Below are 24,271 nucleotides of genomic sequence, written 5' to 3'. Positions count from 1 at the left end.
GCCCACCCTGACATATGCCACACCCCCTCAGCGTGCGATCCAGCAAACGACGCTGCTGGCTCTGACGGCGCGTCGTATATCCCTTGACTTGCGAGACGTCTCGCACTGGCGACGGACCAGGCGTTGCGTTCTGCACGAATCCGCGACCACCCGGTTCTCATAACTACGTGTCGTAACCAGTCTCCTGTGTGCGGGTATAAGAGGCTAGTTATGAGACAACAGGGGGATGTTCGTGGCCAAACTCATCGGATACGCGCGCGTATCAACTCGCCAGCAATCGACGGACCGGCAGGAAGCCGACCTGATCGCTACCGGGGTCCGCCGTGACGACCTCTACGTTGACCACGGCGTTTCCGGCGCGCGCGCGTCCCGACCGCAGTTCGACTCCGCCCTCGCCGCGCTCGAGGCCGGCGACACCCTCGTGATCACTACCCTCGACCGACTGGGGCGCTCGACTCAGAACATGCTGGCGTTTGCCGACGAGCTCCGCGGCCGCGGAGCTGGCCTTCGTGTCCTCAACCTTGGTGGCGGCGACGTCGACACATCCACACCCATGGGGTCGATGCTGTTCACCATCATGGCCGCCCTCGCACAAATGGAGCACGAGATCAAACGAGAGCGCGTCGTTGACTCCATCGCCAAGAGACGCGCCGCCGGCCACGACCTCGGCGGACGCCCCCAACGCATCACAGACAGCCAAATCAAGAGTGCGCTGCGACTCGTCGAGGCGGGCACACCCGCCGCGCAGGTCGTCCGAGACCTCGGTATGTCCCGCGCCACGTTCTACAGACGATCGCGCGCCCTCCCCGCGGAGTGACCGCACGACATTTATCTCCATCAGAACCGCGCCACAAAGCGTCACGGTTGGGACTGTCTGAATAACGGTGTGTGGGGTCCGGTCTGATCCGAAAGGAGACGGCCGTGACTGACACGACCGAGATGTTGGATGACGCGATGATTGATCCCGTGACGGGAGAGATCATCGATCAGAAGGACCTCGCGGGGCGGTTGCTCGCGCAGGCGAAGGAGCAAGGCGTGAACCTGGTCGGGCCCGGTGGGCTGCTGAACCAACTCACGAAGAATGTGCTTGAGACCGCTTTGGAAGCCGAACTGACGGAGCACCTCGGACACGAGCACGGCGGTACGCCGATCGCGGCGAATATGCGAAATGGCACGCGAGTGAAGACGGTGCTGACGGAGATCGGCCCGGTGCAGATCGAGGTCCCGCGGGATCGAGAGGGGTCGTTCGAGTCGGTGATCGTTCCGAAGCGGAAACGCCGGCTGGACGGCATCGATCAGATCGTTCTGTCCCTTTCCGCTCGAGGCTTGACGACCGGTGAGATCGCTGCGCATTTCGACGAGGTCTACGGGGCGAAGGTCTCCGAGGACACCATCTCTCGCATTACCGAGAAGGTCGCCGGGGAGCTGGCGGAGTGGTCTTCGCGACCGTTGGACGCGATCTACCCTGTGATCTTCGTCGACGCGATCGTGGTGAAGGTCCGTGACGGGCAGGTCCGCAACACCCCGTTCTACGTCGTCATGGGCGTCACCACGGCCGGGGAGCGGGAGATCCTGGGTATCTGGGCCGGTGATGGAGGTGAGGGCGCACGGTTCTGGCTGCAGGTATTCACCGAGCTGAAGAACCGTGGCGTCGAGGACGTGTTCATCGCCGTCTGCGACGGGCTGAAGGGGCTTCCCGAGGCGATCAACACGACCTGGGAGCAGACCGTCGTGCAGTAGTGCATCGTGCACCTGATCCGCAACAGCTTCCGCTACGCCGGCCGACAACACCGCGACGCGATCGTGAAGTCGCTGAAGCCGGTCTATACGGCCCCGAGCGAGCAGGCCGCGAAAGACCGGTTCGAAGAGTTCGCGGGCGAGTGGGGCGACCGCTATCCGGCGATCATCCAACTCTGGAAGAGCAGCTGGGCGGAGTTCGTGCCCTTCCTTGAATACGACGTGGAGATCCGCCGGGTGATCTGCACGACCAACGCGATCGAATCGATCAACGCCCGCTACCGCAGAGCGGTCCGCGCCCGCGGGCACTTCCCGAACGAGCAAGCCGCGCTCAAGTGTCTCTACCTCGTGACCCGGTCGCTTGACCCCACCGGCGGCGGGAGGGCACGCTGGGTGATGAGGTGGAAGCCCGCGCTCAACGCGTTCGCGATCACCTTCGCCGGACGGTTCGAAAGAACCACCTACTGATGAGAACCGCCGGACCCCACACACCGTTTATCGGACAGGCCCTGGATTGGATCCTCCGGGCCCTCGGCCTCGGGTAGGACCACGGTGGGGCGGTGCGGGCGAGAACCTCCGTCCCACCGCTTCCCCCAGCGTCGGGGCGGTGCCGTCGGCGTTCGCACCAGGCGCGACGCCCTTCTTCCCCGCAGCGCTCGGTCTCGATACGCTTTCGATGCTGACTGCGGCGATGCGCGGCTCGGTCAGATCTCGGGCACCGCGGCAGGTTGAGCCGCGATGTTCCGGCTCATGGCGGTGCGGGTGCAGCTGATGGATCCTGTGATCTGTCGCGGGTCACGGGATTCGTCGTGCAGGACTCGTCTGCACGCCGGGATGAGGCGGGAAACGGGTGTCGCGGGTAAGTGTGGCCGACGTCCCGGTCAAGACGTCGGCCACGATTCCTTCGAAACGGATCAGAAGGTGGCTGTATTTTACCAGCGCCGGGGAATCGAGAGCATGTGATGATCGACGGACGTCCCTCTGAACTGCCGCCGGCCGGTGGCGAGCCGGGCGAACTGCACCTCGCGAGCAGCGCGTACGCGTACCTCAACGTACGGGACGCGATCACCGCCGTGCTGAGCAGTGGAGCGCTGGCCGTGGGGGTGATGTTCATTCCCGAGCCGGTGGTCCGGATGGTCGTCTGGGGCGCTCTCGCCGTCCTGACAGCGAGTTCCTTGCTCATCGAGCTGCCGTGGTTGAACCGCATACGGGCGCGAACCACGACATACACGGTGACGCCCGACTACGTCTACATCGCCCGCGGACGCCTCTGGCGACGCACCATCGTCATCGCCACCCGCCATATTCTCAATGTCGAGATCGCCCAGGGCCCCCTCCTTCGCCGGTTCGGAACGGTCACGCTGCGTTTCTCATGCATCACGGACGTCGAGTGGCTGGGTCCGCTCGACCCCGAGGCCGCGGACCGCGCGCGGGCCGTCGTCCTGAGCCTGCCGAGAGCGCAGCGCAGCGCACCGGCGATGTTCCCGACCGAGCGAGGCTCCCGTGGCGAGTGACGTGCGCCTGCCGCGCAGATACCTCCTCGCGGCCTACATCGAGGCTGCGCCGAAACTCGCGGGCACCCTCCTTGCGGGTCTCATCTACGTGTTCAGCCCCGGTCTCTGGCCCGGATCCTGGGCATGGCTCGTGATCGGCCCTCTCCTCGTCGCCACCCTGATCGACCCCGTCTGGCGGCACCAGTTCACGCGGTTCCGCCTCACTGCCGCGCATCTGACGATCATCAGCGGAGCGGTCAGTCGTCGGGAACGGGTCGTGCCGTGGGCCGAGATCAGTGCGATCGATGCGCGGCAGTCGTGGGCATTCCGGTTGTGCGGGGTCTGGTCGCTGACGATCGCGCAGGCGGGAGCCGAGCATACGACCATCGATCTCGCGGGTGTGGATGACCATCTGCGTCGCCGCGTGCTCGCCAACGCCGGTCACTCGTCAGTTCCGTTGGTCGATGCAACGGAACCAGAGGCGGGCCGATCCGGCCTCTCCCCGCCTCGGCCGACGACCCTGTACCGGGCGCGACCGACGCATCTGCTGGTAGCGGGCCTGATCTATGGTCAGGTCGCCGTGCTCGGTGCGGGCGTGGCGATCGCGGTGATGGGCATGCTCAGCCAGCTGGGCGCCGAGGGCCTGATCGACTGGCAACTCCGCACCCACCCCGTCGGGTTCATCGTCGTCGTGAGCCTCACGATCGTGGGCGCCGGGGCGGTCGCGACCCTGGCGCGCTACGGCGGCTTCTGCGTTCGCCGTCGTCTGAATGGCCAGCTGACGATCAGCTACGGCCTCATCGCCACCCGGACCAGGAGCGTGGAGCCGGGAGCGACGATCGGGGTCGTCCTCCACCGGAACATCGTCGAGATGTGCCTGGACCGGGTGCGGTTGGTGCTGATCACCACCGACAACGCCGTGGATGCGGGGGCGAACCTCGTGTTGCCGTCGTTGCCGCGCAGAGTCGTGCGCGACGTCCTGCGCGCCGGCTTCGGCAACAGGGCGGCGGACTCGGCGATCGTCGAGACCCCCGGTATGCGGTCGTTTTGCCGCGCTGTGACACTGCTGGCAGGCACCGTCGTCGTGTCGGTCATCATATGGGCTCTGTGCGTCGCCTCGGGATGTGCCGGCTGGGTCACGCTGGGCCTCGCAGCGCTCGGATTCGTCGTTGAGTCCTGGCTCGGGCGCGTCATGGCCGCACGACTCCGCACGGACCGGCGGCGCGATCTGACCGTCATGACCACCCGGACCATCTCCGACCGACAGCGGATCATCGACAACGCTGCCCTGCACGCTCTTTCGACGGCTCGGCCACGCGGGCGGCTGGTTTTCGTTCGTATCCACTACCTCGCTGGTGCGCCGAGGGCGCTCTCTTCCTTCCGGTTTCGTGCCGCAGAGGTCGAGGCGCTGGCCGTCCGTATCGCCGCCGGCCGCCGCGACATCTGCCGCTCGGATGAAACCGCGTGAGCGCAGGTGACGCCCGTTCCGCCGGTGACCGACCATGCCGTCACGTCCACCGCGGTGAACCCGCCGGCTGTGCGAACCTCCCGGCGCGGAGTGCTCAGGTCGACCGGAGGGCCCCGGACACCCGAGCGATCCGCTCGGCGAGACCGGGAACGCACCCCGCGGGGAGAGCGGCAACCGGCCACCACGAGACCTGCTCGCTCTCATCGCTCGCGGTGGGGCGCGCGGTCAGGTCGGCGGTGAACGCGAAGCCGACGTCCCAGTGCACCTGACAGGTCCCGAAGCCGGCGGAGAGCGCATGTCGATCGAGGTCGACGGGTCCGGGGAGCGCTGCGACGAGCTCATCGATTCCGCTTTCCTCGGCGGCCTCCCGTCGCGCGGCCGCGGCGAGCGAGGCGTCTCGGCGCTCGACGTGCCCGCCGAGCTGGACCCAGAATCGCCCCTTGCCGTGGAAGCACAGCAGGACGTGGTCGAGCGTCGCATCGAAGACGAAAGCGCTCGCGGTGAGGTGTTGAGCGGTCGATGTCTCCCGCAGGGTGTGCGCCTCGTCCTCAGCGAAGGCACGGTACTCCGCGAGGAGGGCGGGGTCGTGCCCCGCCGTCGGGCTCCACGTCGCGAAGGTCTGCGCCGGTGATTCCGTTCGGGTCATTCGTCTTCTCCATGCTTCTCGCCGGTCGGTACCGTCGCCCGGAGCGTCCAGCCGTCGCCGTCTCTGCCCCAGTCAAGCGTCCCGCTGTGCCGTTCGAGGCGTTGGCCAGCCCGCCGCAGACCGCGTCCGCCGCCGCCGGCGTCCGGGGGGATGAGGCTGGCAGGGCAAAGATTGGTGACGATGAGCTCGACGGCGTCGGCGCGCTCATGGATCGCGATGCGCGCCGACGACGACCGGGGGGCGTGCTTGATGACGTTGGTCACTGCCTCGATGGCTGTCTCGGTGAGCAGCTGCTCGACGGCAGGGGCGGCGCCGAGGGGGCTGGACGGTATCGAGACGACGGTGGGGATCCCGGCGTCCGTCAAGAGGGTTCCCAGCGAGGTGGCGGCCTCGACCACGTTGCCCTCGTACCGTGTCGGTCGGCTCGACGGCCCCTCGGTCTTCGTGTCGCGGATCAGCGAGAGCAGCGACTGGATACTGTGCAGCGCCTGTTCTGCCGCGTCCTCGATGGTGGCCAGGGAGACCTGCCGGGCCGCGTCATCCGGCTGCCGGGGAAGCGCGCGAGCGTGGAAGAGGATGAGCGTCAGGTCGTGCGCGATGCCATCGTGCAGTTCATCGGCGATGCGTTCCTGCTCCTCGCGAGCGATCATCTCGAGGTCTTGGGCGACGCGCGTCCGTTCGGCGACGAGGACGGCCTCCCGGGCGGCGAAGAGGCGGAACGCGATGCCCGCGAGGAACGCGATCATCGCGACGCCGGCCACGCCGTACACACCGCCCTTGGCGAGGGTCGACCCGCCCGCAGCGACATATGTCGTGAGCGTCGCGAGGAGCACGACGTGCAGTGCCAGCACCCCCGGAGCACAGGTGGCGGCGACCAGGCTCAGTGCGATCGCGAGTTCCAGCAGATCCCCGCCGCTGCCGGTGAGGATCACGCCGACGCTGCTGACCGCCATCACGATGAACGCCGCGATCGTCGGCTGCCAGGCGAACGCGGCCAGACCCACGTAGAACCCGAGCCCCAGAAGATCGTTGCGGGTGAAGGAGCCGCCGATGATGAAGCCGACGGCGACGCAGAGCAGAACGCCGATGGCGAGGAGCAGCAGGACCTTGACCGCGGGATGCAGGCTGCGCTGCTCCCAGAAGGCGCGGGACCGCAGCATCCTCGTCATCGACGTTCGGGCGATGAGCACCGTCTCCGGTGCATCATGCGAGGATGTGGGGGACTTAGGCACAGATGCCGAGCATCTTGCAGAGCCAGTCGCCCATGTCCGCCCTCCCCCCGGGACTCGTGTGGAACAGTCCTCCGACGCCGTGAACGTTGATCAGTCCCATACCGCACTCCCTCTCTCCGGGCGGCGAACCATATCGGCCGGCGCCATGTCTGTGCTGTTCAGCCTACGAGGCATGCCTTCATGGCCACGGAATCATGGCCTCTGGGCTAGATTTCTGACCGCGCGGGCGCGATACCGTACCGGAGTGAGTGAAGTTGTCCGCGTCCTAGTCGTCGACGATGAGGCCCTCGTGCGGCACGCCCTCCGCGCGTTCCTCTCCGCCGACGACCGCGTCACGCTCGTCGGCGAGGCCACAGACGGCTCCGAGGTGGTCGAACGCTGCCGAGCCTCCCGGCCGGACGTCGTGCTCATGGACATCAAGATGCCGGAGGTCAGCGGGGTCGAGGCGACGCGGCGGGTGCTCGACTGGAATCCGCGATGCCGAGTTCTAGCGCTGACGACGTTCACCACCGAATGGCGGGCGCTCGAGGTGCTGCGGGCCGGTGCCTGCGGCTACCTGGTGAAGAACTCCACGCCGGAGCAGATCATCGACGCCGTCGTGGCCGCGCATGCCGGCGACCGGGTGGTCTCCCCGGAGGTGCAGGAAAGGTTCGTGCGAGCCGCCATCGAGGCCGGCGGGAGCCTCGTCACCGATGCGCCAGCGCTGAGCGACCGGGAGCGCCAGATCATCGAGCGGATCGCGAAGGGACTCTCCAACGCCGAGATCGCCGAGGATCTCCACTACGCGGAGGGGACGGTCAAGGCTGACATCCGCCATATCAACCACCTGTGGCGGGTTGAGAACCGTCTGCAGATCGTGCTGCGGGCGACGGAGCTCGGCATCATCAGCCTCTAGCTCGGGACGCCGAACGTGTCCTTGTCGACAGCGGGTCGGCGGATCACGACAGCCGTGATGACGCGGATCGATAGCCCTGGGGCTACAACGGGCCGGATCGGCTTGCCCATCGTCGCCGGACGCCTGCACGATAACAACAGCCACCGCCGACGGCGGATGGTTCTGTCCTGCTTGAACGCTCTGCCCACCGAGATCTGCTGAGAGGCGACGATGAACCAGACCATGGCCCAGCGCTTGACCGTCACGCTCCCGCTCGTGGGGGCGGCATTCCTGCTCGCCTCGATGTTGCTCTCCGAGTGGTTCGCCGTGACCGCCTGGACGCTCGCGATGGCGTGCTTCGTCGTCGCGCTGACCTCTGCGCTCATCGTCCACCGGCAGCAGCGGAGCTAGCGCCTCCCGCGCTCGTGCCGTCCGCCACGCCCGCCACGGGAGACGCGTGCGCCTGCTGCGCCCGGCCCAGGAAGATCACCCCGCCGGCGCCTGATCGCGCCGCGCTGTCACGCCGAGCAGCCGGGCTCGGCTAGGGTCGTCGCATGACCAGCGCGACGACGCAGAAGCGCGAGGCCTTCGGCTCGCGGAACGTGTTCATCCTCTCTGCGATCGGATCCGCCGTCGGACTCGGAAACATCTGGCGCTTCCCCTACGTCGCGTACGAGGGCGGCGGCGGTGCGTTCCTCATCCCCTATCTGTGCGCGTTGCTGACGGCCGGAATCCCGCTGCTGTTCTTTGACTACGCGATCGGCCACCGCTATCGGGGCTCTGCGCCGCTGGCCTTCCGCCGCATGCACCGTGCCGCGGAGCCGCTGGGATGGTGGCAGGTGCTCATCTGCGTGGTCATCTCGGTCTACTACGCGGTGATCATCGCCTGGGCTGCGATGTACACGTGGTTCTCCGCACGGCTCACCTGGGGAGCCGGCAACGAAAACGACTTCTTCTTCAGCGACTTCCTGCAGGCGGGTGATGTCGCGGAGGTCGGAGTCTCGACCGTCTTCGTCCCGCAGGTCGGCATTCCGCTCCTCGCCGTGTGGGTCATCACGATCGTCATCATGGGCCTCGGCGTGAAGCGGGGCATCGGGCAGGCCAATATGATCCTGATGCCGTTGCTCACGGTCATGTTCGCGATCCTCGTGGTGCAGGCGCTGTTCCTGCCGGGCGCCCTGGACGGGCTCAACGCCTTCTTCGCGCCCAACTGGGAGGCCCTGGCCGATCCCGCCGTGTGGGCGGCGGCGTACGGGCACATCTTCTTCTCGCTGTCGGTCGCGTTCGGGATCATGGTGACCTACTCGTCCTACCTCAAGCGCAAGACCGACCTCACCGGCTCCGGACTGGTCGTCGCGTTCGCCAATTCCGGTTTCGAGATCCTCGCCGGGATCGGCGTCTTCGCGGCCCTCGGGTTCATGGCCCAGGCGCAGGCCACCGATGTCTCCGAGGTCGCCTCCGCCGGAATCGGGCTCGCCTTCGTGGCGTTCCCGACGATCGTCTCGCAAGCCACCGGCGGCTCGATCATCGGCGTCCTCTTCTTCGGCGCCCTCGTCTTCGCCGGGCTGACCTCGCTCATCTCGATCCTCGAGGTGATCGTCGCCGCCCTGCAGGACAAGCTCGGCTGGGGCCGCGTGCGCACCACGCTCACCGTGACGATCCCGCTCGCGGTGATCTCGATGGCGCTGTTCTCCACCACGACGGCGCTGGCCGTCCTCGACACGACGGATGCGTTCATCAACGCCTTCGGCATCATGGCCGTCGCGCTGGTCGCGGTGATCGTGGTCGCGTGGCTGCTGCACCGCCTGCCTGCCCTGCAAGAGCACCTCAACCGGCGTTCCAGCTTCCGGGTGGGGGCCTGGTGGAAGATCCTCGTCGGTGTTCTCGGTCCCCTCGTGCTGGGGTACCTGTTCATCACGGGGCTGGTCGAGAAGATCGTCCAGCCCTACGGCGAGTACCCGTCGTGGTTCCTCGGGGTCTTCGGCTGGGGAATGGTGATCGCGCTGGTGATCCTCGCCGTCGTCCTCTCGTTCGTGCCGTGGAGTCGTCGCTCGCACGCCAAGGACGACCCGGAGTATGACGCTTTCCTCCGGGCCGAGGGGTACGACCCCGACCCGGAGACCGGCGTCGTGCCGACACAGCAGAACGGAGCGCGCTCATGAGCGGAACGGCGATCGTCATGATGGTCGTCTCGATGGTCACCGTCTGGGGCGGCCTGATCGCGGGGATCGTCAACCTCCGTCGGCATCCCGAGGTCGCGGAGCACGAGCCGGACGCTCCGCCGATCGAGCTCTAAGCCCTGGGGCGGGTGGGCAGGCCCGATTCTGAGGGCAGGCGTGGGCAAGCAGCGCAGAGCGCGCACGCTGTCCCCGCCGGGACGCGCGCCGGACGGACGGGCGGTCCGCTTGTTCCGGCGTGTTTCCGAGCGGGAATAACCCCGTCACGGCGGTGGCTGTCCGTGGGGAGCGCCCGCTGCGGCCGACCAGAAGGAGACCAGATGAGAGACGACGTGTCGAGCGTGGACGCCCTGCGCGAACGCTACGGGGCAGAACACGGTGCCGACCTGAGCGGTCTGCCGCGCAACGACGTGCTCCACCTCCTCTACCGGCACCGATCGGTGCGCCGGTTCACCGACCAGGGCATCGACGATGCGACGGTGACGGCCATCATCGCGGCAGCGCAGTCGGCATCCACCAGCTCGAACCTGCAAGCCTGGTCGGTCGTGGAGGTGCGCGACCCGGAGCGCAAGTCACAGGTCGCCACGTTCGCCAACGACCAGGAGTTCATCCGCCGGGCGCCGGTCTTCCTCGTCTTCATCGCCGACTGGGCTCGCGCCGAGAGCATCGCCGCGTGGGAGGACGCGCCCGTCGGCGCCGTCGCCTATCTGGAGAGCACGATCGTCGGTGTGGTCGACGCGGCGCTCGCCGCCCAGAATGCGGTGATCGCCGCCGAGTCTCTGGGCCTCGGGGCGGTGTACGTGGGGGCCGTGCGGAGCCACCCCCGTGAGATCGCCGAGCTGCTGAGCGTTCCGCAGGGAGCGTTCCCGGTCTTCGGGGTGGCCATCGGGCACCCCGATCCGGCAGACGCGGCCGGTGTCAAGCCGCGCCTGCCGCAGACCGTGGTGCGCCACCGGGAGAGGTACGTCCCGGCAGAGCGCGCCGAGATCGAGGCCTACGACGACGCCCTGCGGGCGTACTTCCGCACGCAGGGCGCCGATCGCGGCTGGATCGCGCCGGTTCTTGCCCGGTTGCGTGGCGCCGCGTCTCTTCTGGGGCGGGACACGCTGCGCGCATCGCTGGCGGCGAAGGGCCTCCCGTCCCGGTGACGGGAGGCCGCGGCGCTATCGCGCGGCCAGCGCCAGCCAGGTGTCGACGACCGTGTCGGGGTTCAGCGACACGGAGGAGATGCCCTGGTCCAGCAGCCACGCTGCGAGGTCGGGGTGGTCGCTGGGCCCCTGGCCGCAGATGCCGACGTACTTGCCCTTGCGCTTGGCGGCCTCGATGGCCATCGCGAGGAGCTTGAGCACCGCGGGATCGCGCTCATCGAAAGCGGCCGCAACCAGAGCCGAGTCGCGGTCGAGGCCCAGGGTGAGCTGGGTCATGTCGTTCGAGCCGATCGAGAAGCCGTCGAAGATCTCGAGGTACTCATCGGCGAGCAGCGCATTGGTCGGCAGCTCGCACATCATGATGATCTCGAGGCCGTTCTCGCCACTGCGCAGACCGTTCTCGGCGAGCAGGTCGATCACCGCCTGCCCCTCCGCGAGCGTCCGGACGAACGGGATCATGATCTTGACGTTGGTGAGGCCCATCTCGTCGCGCACGAACTTCAGCGCCTCGCACTCCATCTCGAAACACGAGCGGAAGTCGGGGGAGATGTACCGCGACGCCCCGCGATACCCGATCATCGGATTCTCCTCGTGCGGCTCGTAGCGGTCTCCGGCGATGAGGTTCGCGTACTCGTTCGACTTGAAGTCGCTCATCCGGACGATGACGGGCTCCGGTGCGAAGGCTGCGGCGATCATCGACACCCCCTCGGCGACCCGCTTGACGAAGTAGTCGCGCGGTGAGGCGTAGGCGGCGATGCGCGGGGCGATCTCTGCGCGCAGCTCGGGCGGCAGCGTGTCGAACTCGAGCAGCGCCCGGGGGTGGATGCCGATCTGGCGGTTGATGATGAACTCCAGGCGAGCAAGACCCACGCCGGCGTTGGGCAGCCGAGAGAAGGAGAAGGCCTGGTCCGGTGTTCCCACGTTCATCATGATCTTGGTCGGCGCCGCCGGCATCTTGTCGAGGTGCGTCTCCTCCTCGGCGAAGTCGAGCAGCCCGTCGTAGATGAACCCGGTGTCGCCCTCGGCGCAGGACACGGTCACCTCCTGCCCCTCCCTGAGCGTGCGCGTCGCGCCACCGGCGCCCACGACGGCGGGGATCCCGAGCTCGCGCGCGATGATCGCGGCGTGGCAGGTGCGGCCGCCACGGTTGGTCACGATCGCGCTCGCGCGCTTCATGATCGGCTCCCAGTCCGGGTCGGTCATGTCGGCGACCAGGACGTCCCCGGTCTGGAACTCATTCATCTGCGCGACGCTGGTGAGCACGCGCACCGGGCCTGCTCCGATGCGCTGGCCGATCGCGCGGCCTTCGATGAGCACGTCGCCCGGCTCGTACAGCGTGAAGCGGCGGATGACGCTGGCCGATGCCCGCGAGACGACGGTCTCCGGGCGCGCCTGCAGGATGTAGAGCTTGCCGTCGACGCCGTCGCGGGCCCATTCGATGTCCATCGGACGCCGGTAGTGCTCTTCGATGACGAGGGCGTGGCGGGCGAGCTCCTCGATCTCGGCGTCGGTGATCGAGAAGTGCACACGGTCGGCCTCCGGCACGTCCACGAACGCCGTCGAGGCGCCCACCTGCGTGTCCTCGGTGTAGCGCATCGCGATGGCCTTCTCGCCGACGGAGCGCTTGAGGATCGCCGGGCGTCCGGCCCGCAATGCCGGCTTGGAGACGTAGAACTCGTCGGGGTTCACCGCGCCCTGGACGACGGCCTCGCCGAGCCCGTAGGAGCTGGTCACGAACACCGCCTGGTCGAAGCCGGACTCGGTGTCGACGGTGAACATCACCCCGGATGCGCCGATATCGCTGCGGACCATGCGCTGCACACCCGCGGAGAGCGCGACCTCGTCGTGGTCGAAGCCGTGGTGCACGCGGTAGGCGATCGCGCGGTCGTTGTAGAGCGACGCGAACACGCTGCGGATCGCCGCGATGATGTTGTCGATGCCGCCGACGTTGAGGAAGGTCTCCTGCTGGCCCGCGAAGGAGGCGTCGGGGAGATCCTCGGCGGTCGCCGATGACCGCACCGCCCAGGTGACGCTCTCCGGCTCCGCATCGGTGGAGACGAGCCGGGCGTACGCCGCACGGATATCGCGTTCGAGGTCGTCGGGGAGGGGGTGCTCCTCGATCCAGGTGCGCACGTCGGCTCCCACCCGCGCGAGCGCGGTGACGTCCTCCACGTCGAGACCGGCGATCGCGTCCCGGATGCGCCCGCGCAGGTCGTCATGGGCGAGGAAGCGGCGGTAGGCGTCTGAGGTGGTCGCGAAGCCGCGCGGCACGCGGACGCCCAGATCGGACAGGTGCGAGACCATCTCGCCGAGGGAGGCGTTCTTGCCTCCCACCTGGGCGAGGTCGTCCATGCCCAGGTTCTCGAACCAGAGGATGTTGCTCACGGGGTCTCCTTCGTCGGGATAGTGCTGCGCTCGGCGGGGTGTTGTCAGGGGCGCAGTTTGAGTGCTTGCAGGATCACGGCCGACATCTCCTCGACGCTCTTGGCGGAGGAGTTGACGAAGGGGATGCGGTTGCGGCGATACATCTCCTCCGCACGCCGCAGCTCGAGCGTGCACTGTCCGAGGCTCGCGTACGTCGAATCCGGGCGCCGCTCATGGCGGACCTGGCTCAGCCGCAAGGGCGTCGTGGTCAGGCCGAAGCACCGCGCCCGATAGGGGGCGATCATCGCCGGGAGGGCATCGCTGGGAAAATCGTCGTCGGTCAGCGGGTAGTTCGCCACGAGGAGGCCGTACTGCATGGCCAGGTACATCGTGGTGGGCGTCTTGCCGCAGCGGCTGGGGGCGACGATGATGAGGTCGGCGAGGTCGAGCTGGCGCATGCTCTGGCCGTCGTCGTGCTCGATCGCGTACTCGATGGCGCGCATGCGCTGAAAGTAGTGCTCGGTGTTGCTGACGTTGTGGAACTGGCCCAGCTGCTCGGTCGCGGTGGTCTGCAGCGCCTCTTCGAGGTCGGTGAGGTGTCCGCTGAGGAGGTCGATCCACGTCGCGGGGGAGTCGCGCAGGGCGGCACGCACCCGGGCGTCCTTGGTCGTGGTGAACAGGATGGGCGCCAGGCCGGCGGCCTCCGCCGCCCGGATGTCACGGACGACGGGCGTGACGTCGTCGAGGTCATCGACGAAGGGCACCGTGTGGCGGAGGAAGGTGAACCCCGGGAAGTTCGACAGCAGGGCGTTGCCGAGGGTCTCGGCGGTCACGCCGGTGCTGTCGGACACGAAGAAGACGGCGCGCGTCGCGGCCGCTGTGCCGGAAGGGGTGCTCACGCGTTAACCGTAGGGGAGCCGCGGAAGCGGCCTCTGACCAAATGGGGCGTAAAGAATGCTCAATCTTTTCGATGCGGAAAGCTGAGATATTTGCGGGCGGAAAGAGCGCCTGATTTTGTCCCGCTCAGTGGGACGCCACGTTCGGTGTGCTGGCAGGGGTCGCTGGCGCGCCGGGACCGGGCGGGCACGGGTACGCTTCTGTCGAGGGAGGAAGCGGTGGGAAGAACGCGCGATGCCATCGCCGACGGGGTCGCGATAGCGACATCGGCGGCGCGCATGTCGGTGCGCAATCGCATCCTCGTCGAGACCATCGGTCAGGGGAAGGACTACGACCCCGAGAGCTTCCTCGCCGAGGCTCGTGAAGACCTCCTCCTCCTCGCTCAGGAGGCGGAGGATGCCGCGGAGCACGCCCTGCAGATGCGCAAGCGCGCCACCGGCCGGCACAGCGACTCGCGCGGCACGCACGACTACCGCGACCGCGACCGGCGGAACCTCAGGACGCGCGCCAGGCAGGCCGCGGGAGTGGCCGTCCGCCTGCGCGAGATGGCCGGCGATCGGGCGTCGTTGGGCGAGCTGGTGGAGGCCGCCCGCGAAGCGGCCTGGGGTGACGTGCAGAACAACCTTCAGCGCCGCCTGAGAGTCGAGGGCATGCGTCCGGAGTCCGATCCGGACTATGAGCGCATGAGGGAGGCCCGCATGCAGTCGCTGCGGCTGATCGATCTGCAGGAGCTTGCCGCCGCCCAGCGGGCGCGCGAGCGGGCTGACGAGGACTGAACGCCATTTCGGTTCGGTAACGGTGCGAACAGTTTTCCCTGGTCGCGACGAAAATACCGATGCACTGACTCTATCTATCCGCATGGATCGTTAGACCTTGCGGTGAAGTTAGGTTAGCCTTTTTCACGGGTCGTTTAGGTTTGCCTAACCATCCCCGTCGTGAAGCCGCGTCGTTCAGACCTGCTGCGAGTAGCGACGTTCAGCACTGCACCCACCAAGGAGAGAACTGATGAAGTCGCGCCGTTTCCTGGCCGTTGCATCCCTGGCCATCGCATCCGCGCTCACGCTCAGCGCGTGCGGTGGCAGCCCCGCCGAAGAAGCCGCTCCGGCGGAGACCACGGCTCCCGCCGCCGATGAGAACTACTACCCCATCACCGTCACCGACATGGCGGGCAACGAGGTGACCATCGAGAGCGTTGACAGCGTCGGCATCACCGACAACCGCTTCTTCCAGCTCGCCGCCGACTGGGACCTCCCGGTCACCGTGGCCCCCCGCGACCTGATGAGCCCGAACAACCCGCTCAAGGACGACGACGCGATCCTCAACACCGGCACGCACCGCGAGCCCGACTTCGAGCAGTTCGTCGCCGCCGACCCCGACGTCATCATCAACGGCTACCGTTACTCCGGCGAGACCGGCGACGGCGTGAAGGCCGCCGCCCCCGACGCCGCGTTCGTCGACATGACCGGCCCGGAGGACCAGTCGGTCGACGAGTACGTCACCGAGAGCCTCACCCTGATGGGCGAGATCTTCAACAAGAAGGACGAAGCCGCCGCGCTCATCGACGACTTCCACGCCGCGATCGACGAGGCCAAGGGCGCTTATGACCCGGCCAACACGGTCATGGGCCTGGTCACCTCCGGTGGCGAGATCAACTACTCCAACCCGGTCGACGGCCGCGGTTCGAGCATCTTCTTCGACCTGCTCAAGCTGACCCCGGCGCTCTCCGCCGAGGGCTCGTCCGACCACACCGGCGACAGCGTCTCGCTGGAGGCTCTCGCTCAGGCGAACGCCCACTACTTCCTGGTGCTCGACCGCGACGCGGCCGTCTCCGACGAAGGTCAGAAGGTCACCCCGGCGCTGGAGCTGATCACCGGCTCCGCTGCGCTGTCGCAGGTTCCTGCCGTGCAGAACGACGCCATCTACGTCATGCCCGGCGACTACTACCTCACCGAGGACGTCTTCGCCTACATCACGGTCCTGGAGGGTCTGACCAACCTGTTCAGCTCCAAGTAAGCACGACACCGTCCCCGGTCGTCGAGCGAGCGCCGCTCAGCACGGACTCGCTCGACGACCGGGGCGTTCGTCGTCCTGCAGCCACGGAAGCTCCCGGAAGCCATGTCCTCACCGACGCCCCCCGCGCCGCGCATCACCAACGTCGATGCCCTCTCCCACTCATCCGCCCCAGCGCGCTCCCGTTCGCGGTGGAGCAGAACCTGGCCCCTGCTGATCGCGATCGTGCTCACCGCCGGCCTCATCGCGGTATCGATCTTCACCGGCGTCGCCGACATCACCGCAGCAGACGGCGAGGGCGGCGAGTTCCTCTGGATCACCCGTGTTCCCCGCACCACCGCGCTCATCCTGGCGGGCGCCAGCATGGCGATGGCGGGCCTGGTGATGCAGCTCATGACGCAGAACCGGTTCGTCGAGCCGACCACGGTGGGGACGACCGAGTGGGCCGGCCTCGGTCTGCTGTTCACGTACATCGTCGTGCCGACCTCCGGCGTGTTCACCAAAATGATCGTCGCGATCGTCTTCGCGTTCATCGGCACCATGATCTTCTTCGCCTTCCTGCGCCGCGTGACGCTGAAGTCCTCGCTCATCGTGCCCATCGTCGGCATCATGTTCGGTGCTGTCACGAGTGCGGTGTCCACGTTCCTCGCCCTCCAGTTCAACCTGCTGCAGGTGATCGGCGGCTGGTTCATGGGGCGGTTCACCGGTATCGAGATCGGTCGTTATGAACCGCTCTGGATCGTGGCCTTCGTGGCGGTGACCGTGCTGATCGTCGCTGATCGCTTCACCGTCGCCGGGCTCGGGAAGGACATCGCCACCAACGTCGGCCTCAACTACGAGCGGGTGGTCCTGCTGGGCGTCGGGCTGGTCGCCATGACCACCGGCGTCGTGACCGTCATCGTCGGCGCGCTGCCGTTCCTCGGGCTCATCGTGCCGAACATCGTCTCGATGGTGCGCGGCGACGACCTGCGTTCCAACCTGCCGTGGGTCTTCCTCACCGGCATCTGGATCGTGACCGTGTGCGACCTCATCGGACGCACGATCATCATGCCCTTCGAGGTGCCGATCTCCCTCGTGCTCGGCGTGGTCGGATCTGTCGTGTTCATCTTCATGCTCCTGCGTACGAGGAGGGCCAGTGTCCGCTGAGACCACCGCCGCCACGGCGGAGACGGACGCCGCACGTCACGCCGGTCCGTACACGAGCTCCGCGCACCGGGTCCGCTACGTCGCGGTGCTCATGGGGCTGATCGTCGGCGCGCTGGTGATCACCGCGCTGCTGCTGACCTGGGGAAACCAGTACGAGCTGTTCAGCGAGAAGTGGTGGCGCATCTCGAGCATGCGCCTCTCGGCGATCATCGTGATCGCGCTGGTGACGCTGTGTCAGTCGTTCGCGACGGTGACGTTCCAGACCGCGACGAACAACCGCATCATCACCCCGTCGATCATGGGCTTCGAATCGCTCTATGTTCTGATCCAGACGGCGATCGTGTTCTTCTTCGGCGCTGCGGGCCTGGTCGGCGTCGACCCGTTCGCGCGTTTCCTCCTCCAGAGTGCGCTGATGGTGCTCTTCGCCGTGCTGCTCTACTCCTGGCTGCTGTCCGGCCGGTTCGGCAACCTGCATGTGATGCTGCTGGTCGGCATCATCATCGGCACCGGGATGGGGGCGTTGTCGACCTTCATGCAGCAGATGCTGGACCCCAACGAGTTCGATGTGCTCAGCGCGCGGCTCTTCGGCAACATCGGAAACGCGAACACCGACTTCCTCTGGTTCGTCGTGCCGGTCGTGGTCGTCGTGAGCGGGATCATCTGGATGCTCGCGCGCCGGCTCAACGTGATCGCGCTCGGCACGGAGATCAGCACCAATCTGGGGCTGAACCACAAGCGCCAGGTGATGCTCATGCTCACTCTCGTCTCGGTGCTGATGGCGATGAGTACGTCGCTCATCGGTCCGATGACCTTCCTGGGGTTCCTCGTGGCCACGCTGGCGTACTCGATCACCGACACGTACGACCACCGCCGCATTCTGCCAGTGGCGTGGCTGCTGGGATACGTCATCCTGGCGGGCGCATACTTCCTGCTGCGTCACGTCCTCACCCTGGTCGACGCCGTCACGATCATCATCGAGCTCATCGGCGGCCTCGTCTTCCTGATCGTCATCCTCCGAAAGGGACGCCTGTGATCCGCCTGACCAACGTCCGCAAGCGCTACAGCGACGAGGTCGAGATCGGCCCCGTCTCGATCGAGATCCCCTCGGGCGGGATCATCGGCCTCGTGGGGCCCAACGGTGCTGGCAAGTCGACCATGCTGACGATGATCGGCCGCCTGCTCACGCCCGATGAGGGCACCGTCGAAGTGGGCGGGCTGGACGTGCACAAGACGCCGTCGAAGGTCGTCGCCAAAGCGGTCTCCATCCTGCGTCAGGAGAACCACTTCGTCACGCGCCTCACCGTGCGCCAGCTGGTCGGCTTCGGCCGTTACCCGTACAGCGGCGGCCGGCTGACCCAGGAGGACGAGGACAAGATCTCCGAGGCCATCGACTTCCTCGACCTCGCCTCCCTCGAGCAGCGTTTCCTGGATCAGCTCTCGGGCGGTCAGCGTCAGCGTGCCTACGTGGCGATGGTGCTCGCGCAGGACACCGACTACCTGCTGCTGGACGAGCCTCTCAACAACCTCGACGCCCAGCACTCGGTGCAGATGATGCAGCAGCTGCGCCGTGCCGCAGACGAGCTCGGACGCACCATCGTGATCGTCCTGCACGACATCAACTTCGCCGCCGCGTACAGTGACCACATCATCGCGATGGAAGACGGCAAGGTCGCCGTGCACGGCACGCCGGACGAGATCATCCGCGACGACGTCCTCACGCGGGTGTTCCGCACGCCCGTCGCCGTGCTGGAGGGGCCGCGCGGCAAGTTCGCCGCCTATCACCGGTGATCAGGGCCAGCGCGGCTGCGGGGGATTCGCGGCCGGGCTGATCGCCGGGGAGGATGGATGAGGCGGCGCTCCGAGGCGGTCGCCGGAGAGGACCCCGCATGATCATCCGCGATGTGCGTCCCTGGGGTGGCGAACGATCCGATGTGCATGTGGCCGACGCCACCATCGCCGCGATCGTGCCCCACGACGAGAGCCGAGGGCCGGAGGAGGGCGACGTCGACGGGCGTAGCCGGCTGGTGCTGCCGTCGTTCAGCGACGTGCATGTGCACCTCGACTCCACTCGGATCGGCCTGCCGTTCCGTCCGCACACCGGCGCGCCCGGCGTCTGGGGCATGATGCTCAATGATCGCCGCAACTGGCGTGACGCCGAGGTGGCGCTCCCCGAGCGGGTAACGGGCACCCTGGAGCGGATGATCTCGCGTGGCACCACGCGGGTGCGCTCATTCGCGCAGGTCGATGTCGACTGCCGGCTCGAGAAGCTGGATGCCGTACTGGCCGCCAGAGAAGCCTTCCGCGACCACGCCGATGTCCAGGTGATGATCTTCCCGCAGGCGGGCATCCTGCGCGAGGAGGGCACGGTCGGTGTGCTGGAGGACGCGCTGCGTCGCGGCGGCGTGACGGCGATGGGTGGCATCGACCCCTGCGAGCTGGACCGTGACCCGGTGCGTCATCTCGACATCGTGTTCGGCCTCGCAGAGAAGTACGACCTCGACGTCGACGTGCACCTGCACGAGCCCGGTGCGCTCGGCGTCTTCAGCGCGCAGCTGATCGCGGAGCGCACGCGGGTGCTGGACATGCGCGGGCGCGTCACGATCTCCCATGCCTATGACCTCGGGTCGGTGTCGGATGCCGTCAGCCGATCGCTGCTGGAGACGTTCGCCGAGCTGGACATCTCCCTCACCACAGTGGCGCCGGCGGCAGCCGGGCAGCTGTCGCTGACCGACATCGCTGCGGCGGGGGTGCGCATCGGGCTCGGCGAGGACGGTCAGCGGGACTACTGGAGCCCCTACGGCAACGGCGACATGCTCGACCGTACGTGGCAGCTGGCGTTCACGCGCGGCTTCCGCCGTGACGACCTGATCGAGCACTGTGTCGCTGTGGCGACCGTGGGCGGGGCGAGCATCATGGACCGGGATGTCCCGCGGGTGGCGGGCATCGCCGACCGCCCCGGCGTGCGGGCGGGGGACCGCGCCGACCTCGTGATCGTCGACGGCGAGTCCGTGACGAGCGCCGTGATGGACCGCAGCCTCGACCGCACCGTGGTGCACGACGGCCGGGTGGTCGCCGACGGCGGAGCCGTCCTCTCGACGGTTTCGCAATAGCCGGGATCGTGTTGTAAGCTGTTCTTCGGCCCGCTTGGCGGGTCGCGTCATGAAAATGACAGTGCGCCCCTAGCTCAATGGATAGAGCATCTGACTACGGATCAGAAGGTTGGGGGTTCGAGTCCCTCGGGGCGCGCAGATCAGAAACCCCCGTCGCGGAAGCGGCGGGGGTTTCGTCGTTCCCGCTGCGCGAGAACAGGCACCCAGCACCAGAACAGGCCGTTCTGCTCAGGGGCTGCCTGTTCTGGTGCTGGCTGCCTGTTTCGAGGCAGGGTCAGGGGAGACGCGTGTCGCGCACCAGGGCGACGGCGTGCGTACGGCTGTCGGCACCGAGCTTGGCGAGCACGTTCGACACATGGGTCTTCGCGGTCGGCAGCGAGATGAACAGCCGCTCGGCGATCTGAGCGTTCGAGAGTCCGTCGCGCATCGCGGCGAGAACCTCCCGCTCGCGGGTGGTGAGAGCATCGAGACCCGCCGGGGGAGCAGATGCGACCGCGCGGGCATCGTGCACCGCGCCGAGCGCGCGGCGGGTCACCCGGGGATCGAGCACACCCTCGCCGGCGGACACCCGGCGCACGGCGTCGACGAGTCCCGCCGCATCCACGGTCTTCAGCAGGAACCCGACCGCCCCCGCCCGAAGAGCGCCGATCACCAGCTCGTCCTCGTCGAAACTCGTGAGCACCACGACATCCGCCGTGCCCTCTGCGACGATGCGGCGCGTGGCGGAGACGCCGTCGGTACCCGGCATCCGCAGGTCCATCAGCACGACGTCCGGACGCAGGGCGGCCGCGACGGAAACCGCCTCGGCTCCATCGGCGGCCTCACCGACCACCGCGATGCCCTGCGACTCGAGCATGATCCGCAGCCCCTCGCGGATCATCGCGTGATCGTCGGCGAGCACCACGCGCACCGCGCTCATGACGGCGCTCCTTCCGCCCGGGCAAGCACGGCCCGCACGATCCACCCTCCCGGTGCTGGCCCGGCCTCGAACGCGCCGCCGAGGGTCTCCACGCGCTCGCGCAGCAGTCGCAGACCCCAGCCGTTTCCTTCCAGCCCGGCGGACGGGCGGCCACCGGCCGAGAGCACCGAGACGCGGACCACCTCGGCATCATCCTCGATGCGAACCAGCACCGCCGCCCCCGACGCGTGGCGGGACGCGTTGGCGAGACTCTCCTGCACGATGCGCCGGACGGCCTGGTCCGTCGCACCAGCGAGGGGAGCGGACAGCCGGTCGTCCAGGGACACGCTGAGCCCCCAGCCGCTGGCCTGCGCGACGAGTGCGGGAACGGTCGCGCGACTCGGAACCGGCGCCGCGTCATCCGAGCGCAGCACCGCCACCATCTCCCGCAGCGCAGCGTGGGCGTTCAGGCTCGTGTCGCGGATCGCGCGCAGGGCGCGACGTTCTGGTGAGCCGTCCGGGGTGGTCGTCGTGGACAGCGCAGCCTCGCTGTGGATCGCCACGGCCGACACGTGGCCGGCGACGAGGTCGTGGAGCTCCCGGGCCATCTGCTCGCGCTCCTCGCGCACAGCCTCGGTGCGCTGTCCGTCGGCGAGCGCCGCGGCATCGGCCGCGGCCTGCCGGTGAAGCTCGGCCAGTTCCCGGGACTGATCCATGAGCTCCCGAGACTGCGAGACCGAGTTCGCGAACCAGTAGGTCATGCCGGCCAAGCCCGTCGTCTGGACGGCGACCAGCAGCATCAGACGAATGTCGCCCGTGCGCAGGAGCGCAGCGGCGGCGAAGACGGCCGCCGTCAGGCCGATGCCGTGCAGCGTCCGCCGTCGCCGCTCAGGCGTGGCCGTGACGACGGCGGCATACAGGGCGTCGAGCGCCACCACGATCGGCACCAGGCCGCCCGTGGTGAGCAGGTCGGCCGCGGCGAGCACGGTCGCGACGAAGAGAGCAGCGCGCGGCGCCCGGTGCTTCCACAGCGCGAGGGACGCCGCCGGCAGCGCGGTCGCCAGGGTCCACCACGCCGACACCGGCGCGGGCAGCAGGGAAGCGAAGGCGAAGGTGCCGTCCAGGCCGATCGCGGCGAGCACCACGGCCAGCGCTCCGTAGGAGAGGGCATCGAAGACCGGTCGCGGCATGCCCAGAAAGCGCCGACGCGCGACCTCGGCGGGCAGGGCGAGCAGCGCGGACATGACCCCATGCAATCAGACCGTCATGGTCACGGCATCCGGCAAAAGGATGAGCGCGGAACGGTTCCTCCTCCCGATGTGCGCAGGGGGGACGCGCACGAGGCTCGAAGCATGGACTTCCTCACCGGCATCCCGCTCCCCGTCGCCCTGATCGTGCTCGCCCTCGCCGACGGTCTGAGCGTGGGCACGTTCCTGATCCCGCTCTTCCTGCTGCTGGCACCGGGGCGCGTGCGGGTGCGGCGCATCATGCTCTACCTCGCGACGATCGGTCTCTTCTATCTCGCGGTGGGAATGCTGCTGATGCTCGGCATCGTCAACATCATCGGAGCCGCATCGGCGTTCATCTCCTCGAAGCCAGGACACATAACGATCCTCGTCGTGGGGCTGGGCCTGCTCGTGACCGGTGTCGGCGCGGGGTTGCGCGACCACGCACGCCGCAAGGCCGCGAAGGAGAGCGGGGAGCAGGTGGTGCGCACCCCGGGGCGCGTCCTGCGCTGGCGCGAGCGCGCGCTCGACGACCGTGGACCCGTGCTGTCCGTCGTGGGGGTCGCTCTGGCCGCCGGGGTCATCGAGGTCGCCGGCATGCTCCCGTACCTCATCGGTATGAGCATGATCGCGAGCCAGCCCGTTGGTCTGCTCGCCCAGTACGGGATGCTCGCCGGGTACTGTGCCGTGATGGTTGCGCCGGCCCTCGTCGCCCTGGGCGTGCGACTGCTCGCCGCCGGTGCGGCGGAGCCGCTGCTGCAGCGCATGGCCGACGGGATGCAGCGGGGCGGCGCGGCCAACACGGCCTGGCTCTTCGCGATCCTCGGTCTGGTGCTCGCCCGCAGCGCGGCGGACAGCCTGGGCCTGCTGCCACTGAGCTGAGCTGAGCTGAGCTCGTCTCGGCCGCCGGTTCTCCGGTACTCAGGCAGATCGGGGCCGATGCGCCGCGAAGCGGGCGTATCGGCCCCGCGCGGCGGCTTTTGCCTGAGTTCGGGAAGGTCAGGCCCGTTGCCCGGTGGTCAAGAAGCCCCGGATCAACGCGTCGGAGCCGCGAATGTGCTCGCGCATCGCCGTCTCTGCCGCCTCGGCGTCGCCGGCGAGGATCGCATCGACGATCGAGGCGTGCTGCGCATTCGAGTGCGAGAGGTTCGGCGGGAGCATTGGGATGCGGTCGAGCAGCGCATTCACGCGTGTGCGGGTGTCTGCCACCAGCGGCACGAGGCTCGGCGATCCGGAAAGCTCCGCGATGATCAGATGCAGGCGAGAGTCCAGGCGCCGGTGCGCGTCGGTATCGGCACGGCCGCACTCGTCGAGCGCGGCCGTGAGTGTCCCCCGCTCCGTCTCGCTCAGGGGCCGGCAGGCGGCACGGACGGCGCCCACCTCGAGCACCTCCCGGAGCACGGCGACATCATCGACCTCGGCCTGGAGCTCCTCCTCCGACAGCGAGCCGCCGACCGGCGGCGCCGGGAGCTCTTCGACGACGAACGTGCCCCCATAGCGGCCGCGTCGCGCGACGACGTACCCGGCATCGGCCAGGGTCGCGATCGCGTCGCGCAGGGTGTCCCGGCTGACCTTCAGCATCCCGGCGAGCTCGCGCTCGGGGGGCAGGCGCTCGCCGGGTGCGATGATGCCCAGGCGGATCGACTGGAGCAGGCGCTCGACGGTCTCTTCATAGGCGTTCGCCGGGCGTGCGGTGCGGATGAGCAGATCGATGCCCTCTGCGGCATGTGACATGTCATCCTCCTCGGGCTTCGTCGAAGCCGGTCGTGGGGGGGGGGGGGGGGGGGGGGGGGGGGGGGGGGGGGGGGGAGGAGGGGGGGGGGGGGGGGGGGGGGGGGGGGGGGG

General features: G+C 68.1%; 22 protein-coding genes, 1 tRNA gene and 1 pseudogene. 17 read left to right on the top strand and 7 right to left on the bottom strand.

The annotated features are described in order from the left end of the window. The first annotated feature begins 232 nt into the window (after positions 1–232). The 4 genes and pseudogenes from AC3RXY_RS13980 to AC3RXY_RS13965 all read left to right on the top strand — a co-directional run bounded on the left by AC3RXY_RS13980 (position 233) and on the right by AC3RXY_RS13965 (position 4,698). Positions 233–817 (top strand): recombinase family protein, encoded by a 585-nt coding sequence (locus AC3RXY_RS13980; RefSeq protein WP_491511531.1) that lies wholly within the window; start codon positions 233–235, stop codon positions 815–817. A 137-nt stretch (positions 818–954) separates the two neighbouring features. Further along, positions 955–2,205: pseudogene (locus tag AC3RXY_RS13975) on the top strand (IS256 family transposase). 494 nt (positions 2,206–2,699) lie between these two features. After that, positions 2,700–3,251 (top strand): PH domain-containing protein, encoded by a 552-nt coding sequence (locus AC3RXY_RS13970; RefSeq protein ID WP_491511530.1) that lies wholly within the window; start codon positions 2,700–2,702, stop codon positions 3,249–3,251. Further along, positions 3,241–4,698, top strand: a complete 1,458-nt coding sequence (locus AC3RXY_RS13965; RefSeq protein ID WP_491511529.1) for a PH domain-containing protein — start codon at positions 3,241–3,243, stop codon at positions 4,696–4,698. The genes AC3RXY_RS13970 and AC3RXY_RS13965 overlap by 11 nt, the downstream gene beginning before the upstream one ends. 94 nt (positions 4,699–4,792) lie before the next feature. Here AC3RXY_RS13965 and AC3RXY_RS13960 read toward each other — a convergent pair whose 3' ends face one another. Both AC3RXY_RS13960 and AC3RXY_RS13955 read right to left on the bottom strand, forming a co-directional pair. Then, entirely contained in the window at positions 4,793–5,344 is a 552-nt protein-coding gene (locus AC3RXY_RS13960; RefSeq protein ID WP_491511528.1) for an NUDIX domain-containing protein, read from the bottom strand. Continuing rightward, the gene (locus AC3RXY_RS13955) at positions 5,341–6,576 is read right to left on the bottom strand and encodes a sensor histidine kinase (RefSeq protein ID WP_491511527.1); all 1,236 of its coding nucleotides are present in this window, start codon (positions 6,574–6,576) and stop codon (positions 5,341–5,343) included. Before AC3RXY_RS13955 ends, AC3RXY_RS13960 begins: the two co-directional genes overlap by 4 nt. Positions 6,577–6,820: 244 nt before the next feature. On the opposite strand from AC3RXY_RS13955, the gene AC3RXY_RS13950 reads away from it, so the two are divergent. From AC3RXY_RS13950 to AC3RXY_RS13930, 5 genes are all read left to right on the top strand, one after another. After that, positions 6,821–7,471: a response regulator gene (locus AC3RXY_RS13950; RefSeq protein WP_491511526.1), complete on the top strand. Its 651-nt coding sequence runs from the start codon at positions 6,821–6,823 to the stop codon at positions 7,469–7,471. A gap of 210 nt (positions 7,472–7,681) precedes the next feature. Continuing rightward, entirely contained in the window at positions 7,682–7,861 is a 180-nt protein-coding gene (locus AC3RXY_RS13945; protein ID WP_491511525.1) for a hypothetical protein, read from the top strand. Between the two features lie 143 nt (positions 7,862–8,004). Continuing rightward, positions 8,005–9,612, top strand: a complete 1,608-nt coding sequence (locus AC3RXY_RS13940; protein WP_491511524.1) for a sodium-dependent transporter — start codon at positions 8,005–8,007, stop codon at positions 9,610–9,612. After that, positions 9,609–9,746, top strand: coding sequence for a methionine/alanine import family NSS transporter small subunit (locus AC3RXY_RS13935; protein ID WP_491511523.1), 138 nt, complete (start codon positions 9,609–9,611; stop codon positions 9,744–9,746). Before AC3RXY_RS13940 ends, AC3RXY_RS13935 begins: the two co-directional genes overlap by 4 nt. 201 nt (positions 9,747–9,947) lie before the next feature. After that, a complete protein-coding gene (locus AC3RXY_RS13930) occupies positions 9,948–10,775 on the top strand; it encodes a nitroreductase family protein (RefSeq protein ID WP_491511522.1) in 828 nt (275 codons plus the stop codon). 15 nt (positions 10,776–10,790) lie between these two features. Here AC3RXY_RS13930 and ppsA read toward each other — a convergent pair whose 3' ends face one another. Together ppsA and AC3RXY_RS13920 are read right to left on the bottom strand one after the other, a co-directional pair. Continuing rightward, positions 10,791–13,160, bottom strand: coding sequence for a phosphoenolpyruvate synthase (gene ppsA / locus AC3RXY_RS13925; protein WP_491511521.1), 2,370 nt, complete (start codon positions 13,158–13,160; stop codon positions 10,791–10,793). Positions 13,161–13,204: 44 nt separating this feature from the next. Then, positions 13,205–14,038, bottom strand: coding sequence for a pyruvate, water dikinase regulatory protein (locus AC3RXY_RS13920; RefSeq protein ID WP_491511520.1), 834 nt, complete (start codon positions 14,036–14,038; stop codon positions 13,205–13,207). Positions 14,039–14,254: 216 nt separating this feature from the next. Here AC3RXY_RS13920 and AC3RXY_RS13915 point away from each other — a divergent pair, with 216 nt between their 5' ends. The 7 genes from AC3RXY_RS13915 to AC3RXY_RS13885 all read left to right on the top strand — a co-directional run bounded on the left by AC3RXY_RS13915 (position 14,255) and on the right by AC3RXY_RS13885 (position 20,438). Beyond that, positions 14,255–14,812 carry an asparagine synthase gene (locus tag AC3RXY_RS13915; protein WP_491511519.1) on the top strand — a complete coding sequence of 186 codons (558 nt, stop codon included), beginning with the start codon at positions 14,255–14,257 and terminating at the stop codon, positions 14,810–14,812. Positions 14,813–15,041: 229 nt separating this feature from the next. Further along, positions 15,042–16,049, top strand: a complete 1,008-nt coding sequence (locus tag AC3RXY_RS13910) for an ABC transporter substrate-binding protein (protein WP_491511518.1) — start codon at positions 15,042–15,044, stop codon at positions 16,047–16,049. Positions 16,050–16,151: 102 nt separating this feature from the next. Beyond that, the gene (locus AC3RXY_RS13905; protein ID WP_491511517.1) at positions 16,152–17,192 is read left to right on the top strand and encodes an ABC transporter permease; all 1,041 of its coding nucleotides are present in this window, start codon (positions 16,152–16,154) and stop codon (positions 17,190–17,192) included. Continuing rightward, entirely contained in the window at positions 17,182–18,225 is a 1,044-nt protein-coding gene (locus AC3RXY_RS13900; protein WP_491511516.1) for an iron chelate uptake ABC transporter family permease subunit, read from the top strand. The genes AC3RXY_RS13905 and AC3RXY_RS13900 overlap by 11 nt, the downstream gene beginning before the upstream one ends. After that, a complete protein-coding gene (locus AC3RXY_RS13895) occupies positions 18,222–18,980 on the top strand; it encodes an iron ABC transporter ATP-binding protein (protein WP_491511515.1) in 759 nt (252 codons plus the stop codon). The genes AC3RXY_RS13900 and AC3RXY_RS13895 overlap by 4 nt, the downstream gene beginning before the upstream one ends. Positions 18,981–19,078: 98 nt before the next feature. Beyond that, complete coding sequence (locus AC3RXY_RS13890; protein WP_491511514.1) at positions 19,079–20,302, top strand: amidohydrolase family protein; 1,224 nt, start codon at positions 19,079–19,081, stop codon at positions 20,300–20,302. A 63-nt stretch (positions 20,303–20,365) separates the two neighbouring features. Then, a tRNA-Arg gene (locus AC3RXY_RS13885) sits at positions 20,366–20,438 on the top strand. 138 nt (positions 20,439–20,576) lie between these two features. Here the strand turns inward: AC3RXY_RS13885 and AC3RXY_RS13880 are convergent. Together AC3RXY_RS13880 and AC3RXY_RS13875 are read right to left on the bottom strand one after the other, a co-directional pair. Next, a complete protein-coding gene (locus AC3RXY_RS13880) occupies positions 20,577–21,221 on the bottom strand; it encodes a response regulator (RefSeq protein ID WP_491511513.1) in 645 nt (214 codons plus the stop codon). Beyond that, on the bottom strand, positions 21,218–22,444 hold the full coding sequence (locus tag AC3RXY_RS13875; protein ID WP_491511512.1) for a sensor histidine kinase: 1,227 nt from the start codon (positions 22,442–22,444) through the stop codon (positions 21,218–21,220). Before AC3RXY_RS13875 ends, AC3RXY_RS13880 begins: the two co-directional genes overlap by 4 nt. Before the next feature lie 108 nt (positions 22,445–22,552). Between AC3RXY_RS13875 and AC3RXY_RS13870 the strand changes: the two genes are divergently transcribed. Next, a complete protein-coding gene (locus AC3RXY_RS13870; protein WP_491511511.1) occupies positions 22,553–23,308 on the top strand; it encodes a GAP family protein in 756 nt (251 codons plus the stop codon). A 117-nt stretch (positions 23,309–23,425) separates the two neighbouring features. Here AC3RXY_RS13870 and AC3RXY_RS13865 read toward each other — a convergent pair whose 3' ends face one another. Beyond that, positions 23,426–24,160, bottom strand: coding sequence for a FadR/GntR family transcriptional regulator (locus AC3RXY_RS13865; RefSeq protein ID WP_491511510.1), 735 nt, complete (start codon positions 24,158–24,160; stop codon positions 23,426–23,428). Between the last annotated feature and the right edge of the window lie 111 nt (positions 24,161–24,271).

Source organism: Microbacterium longlingense, from assembly GCF_058349825.2.
Note: the sequence above shows the minus strand (reverse complement) of the source record. Positions and strands in the feature narration are given on the sequence as shown.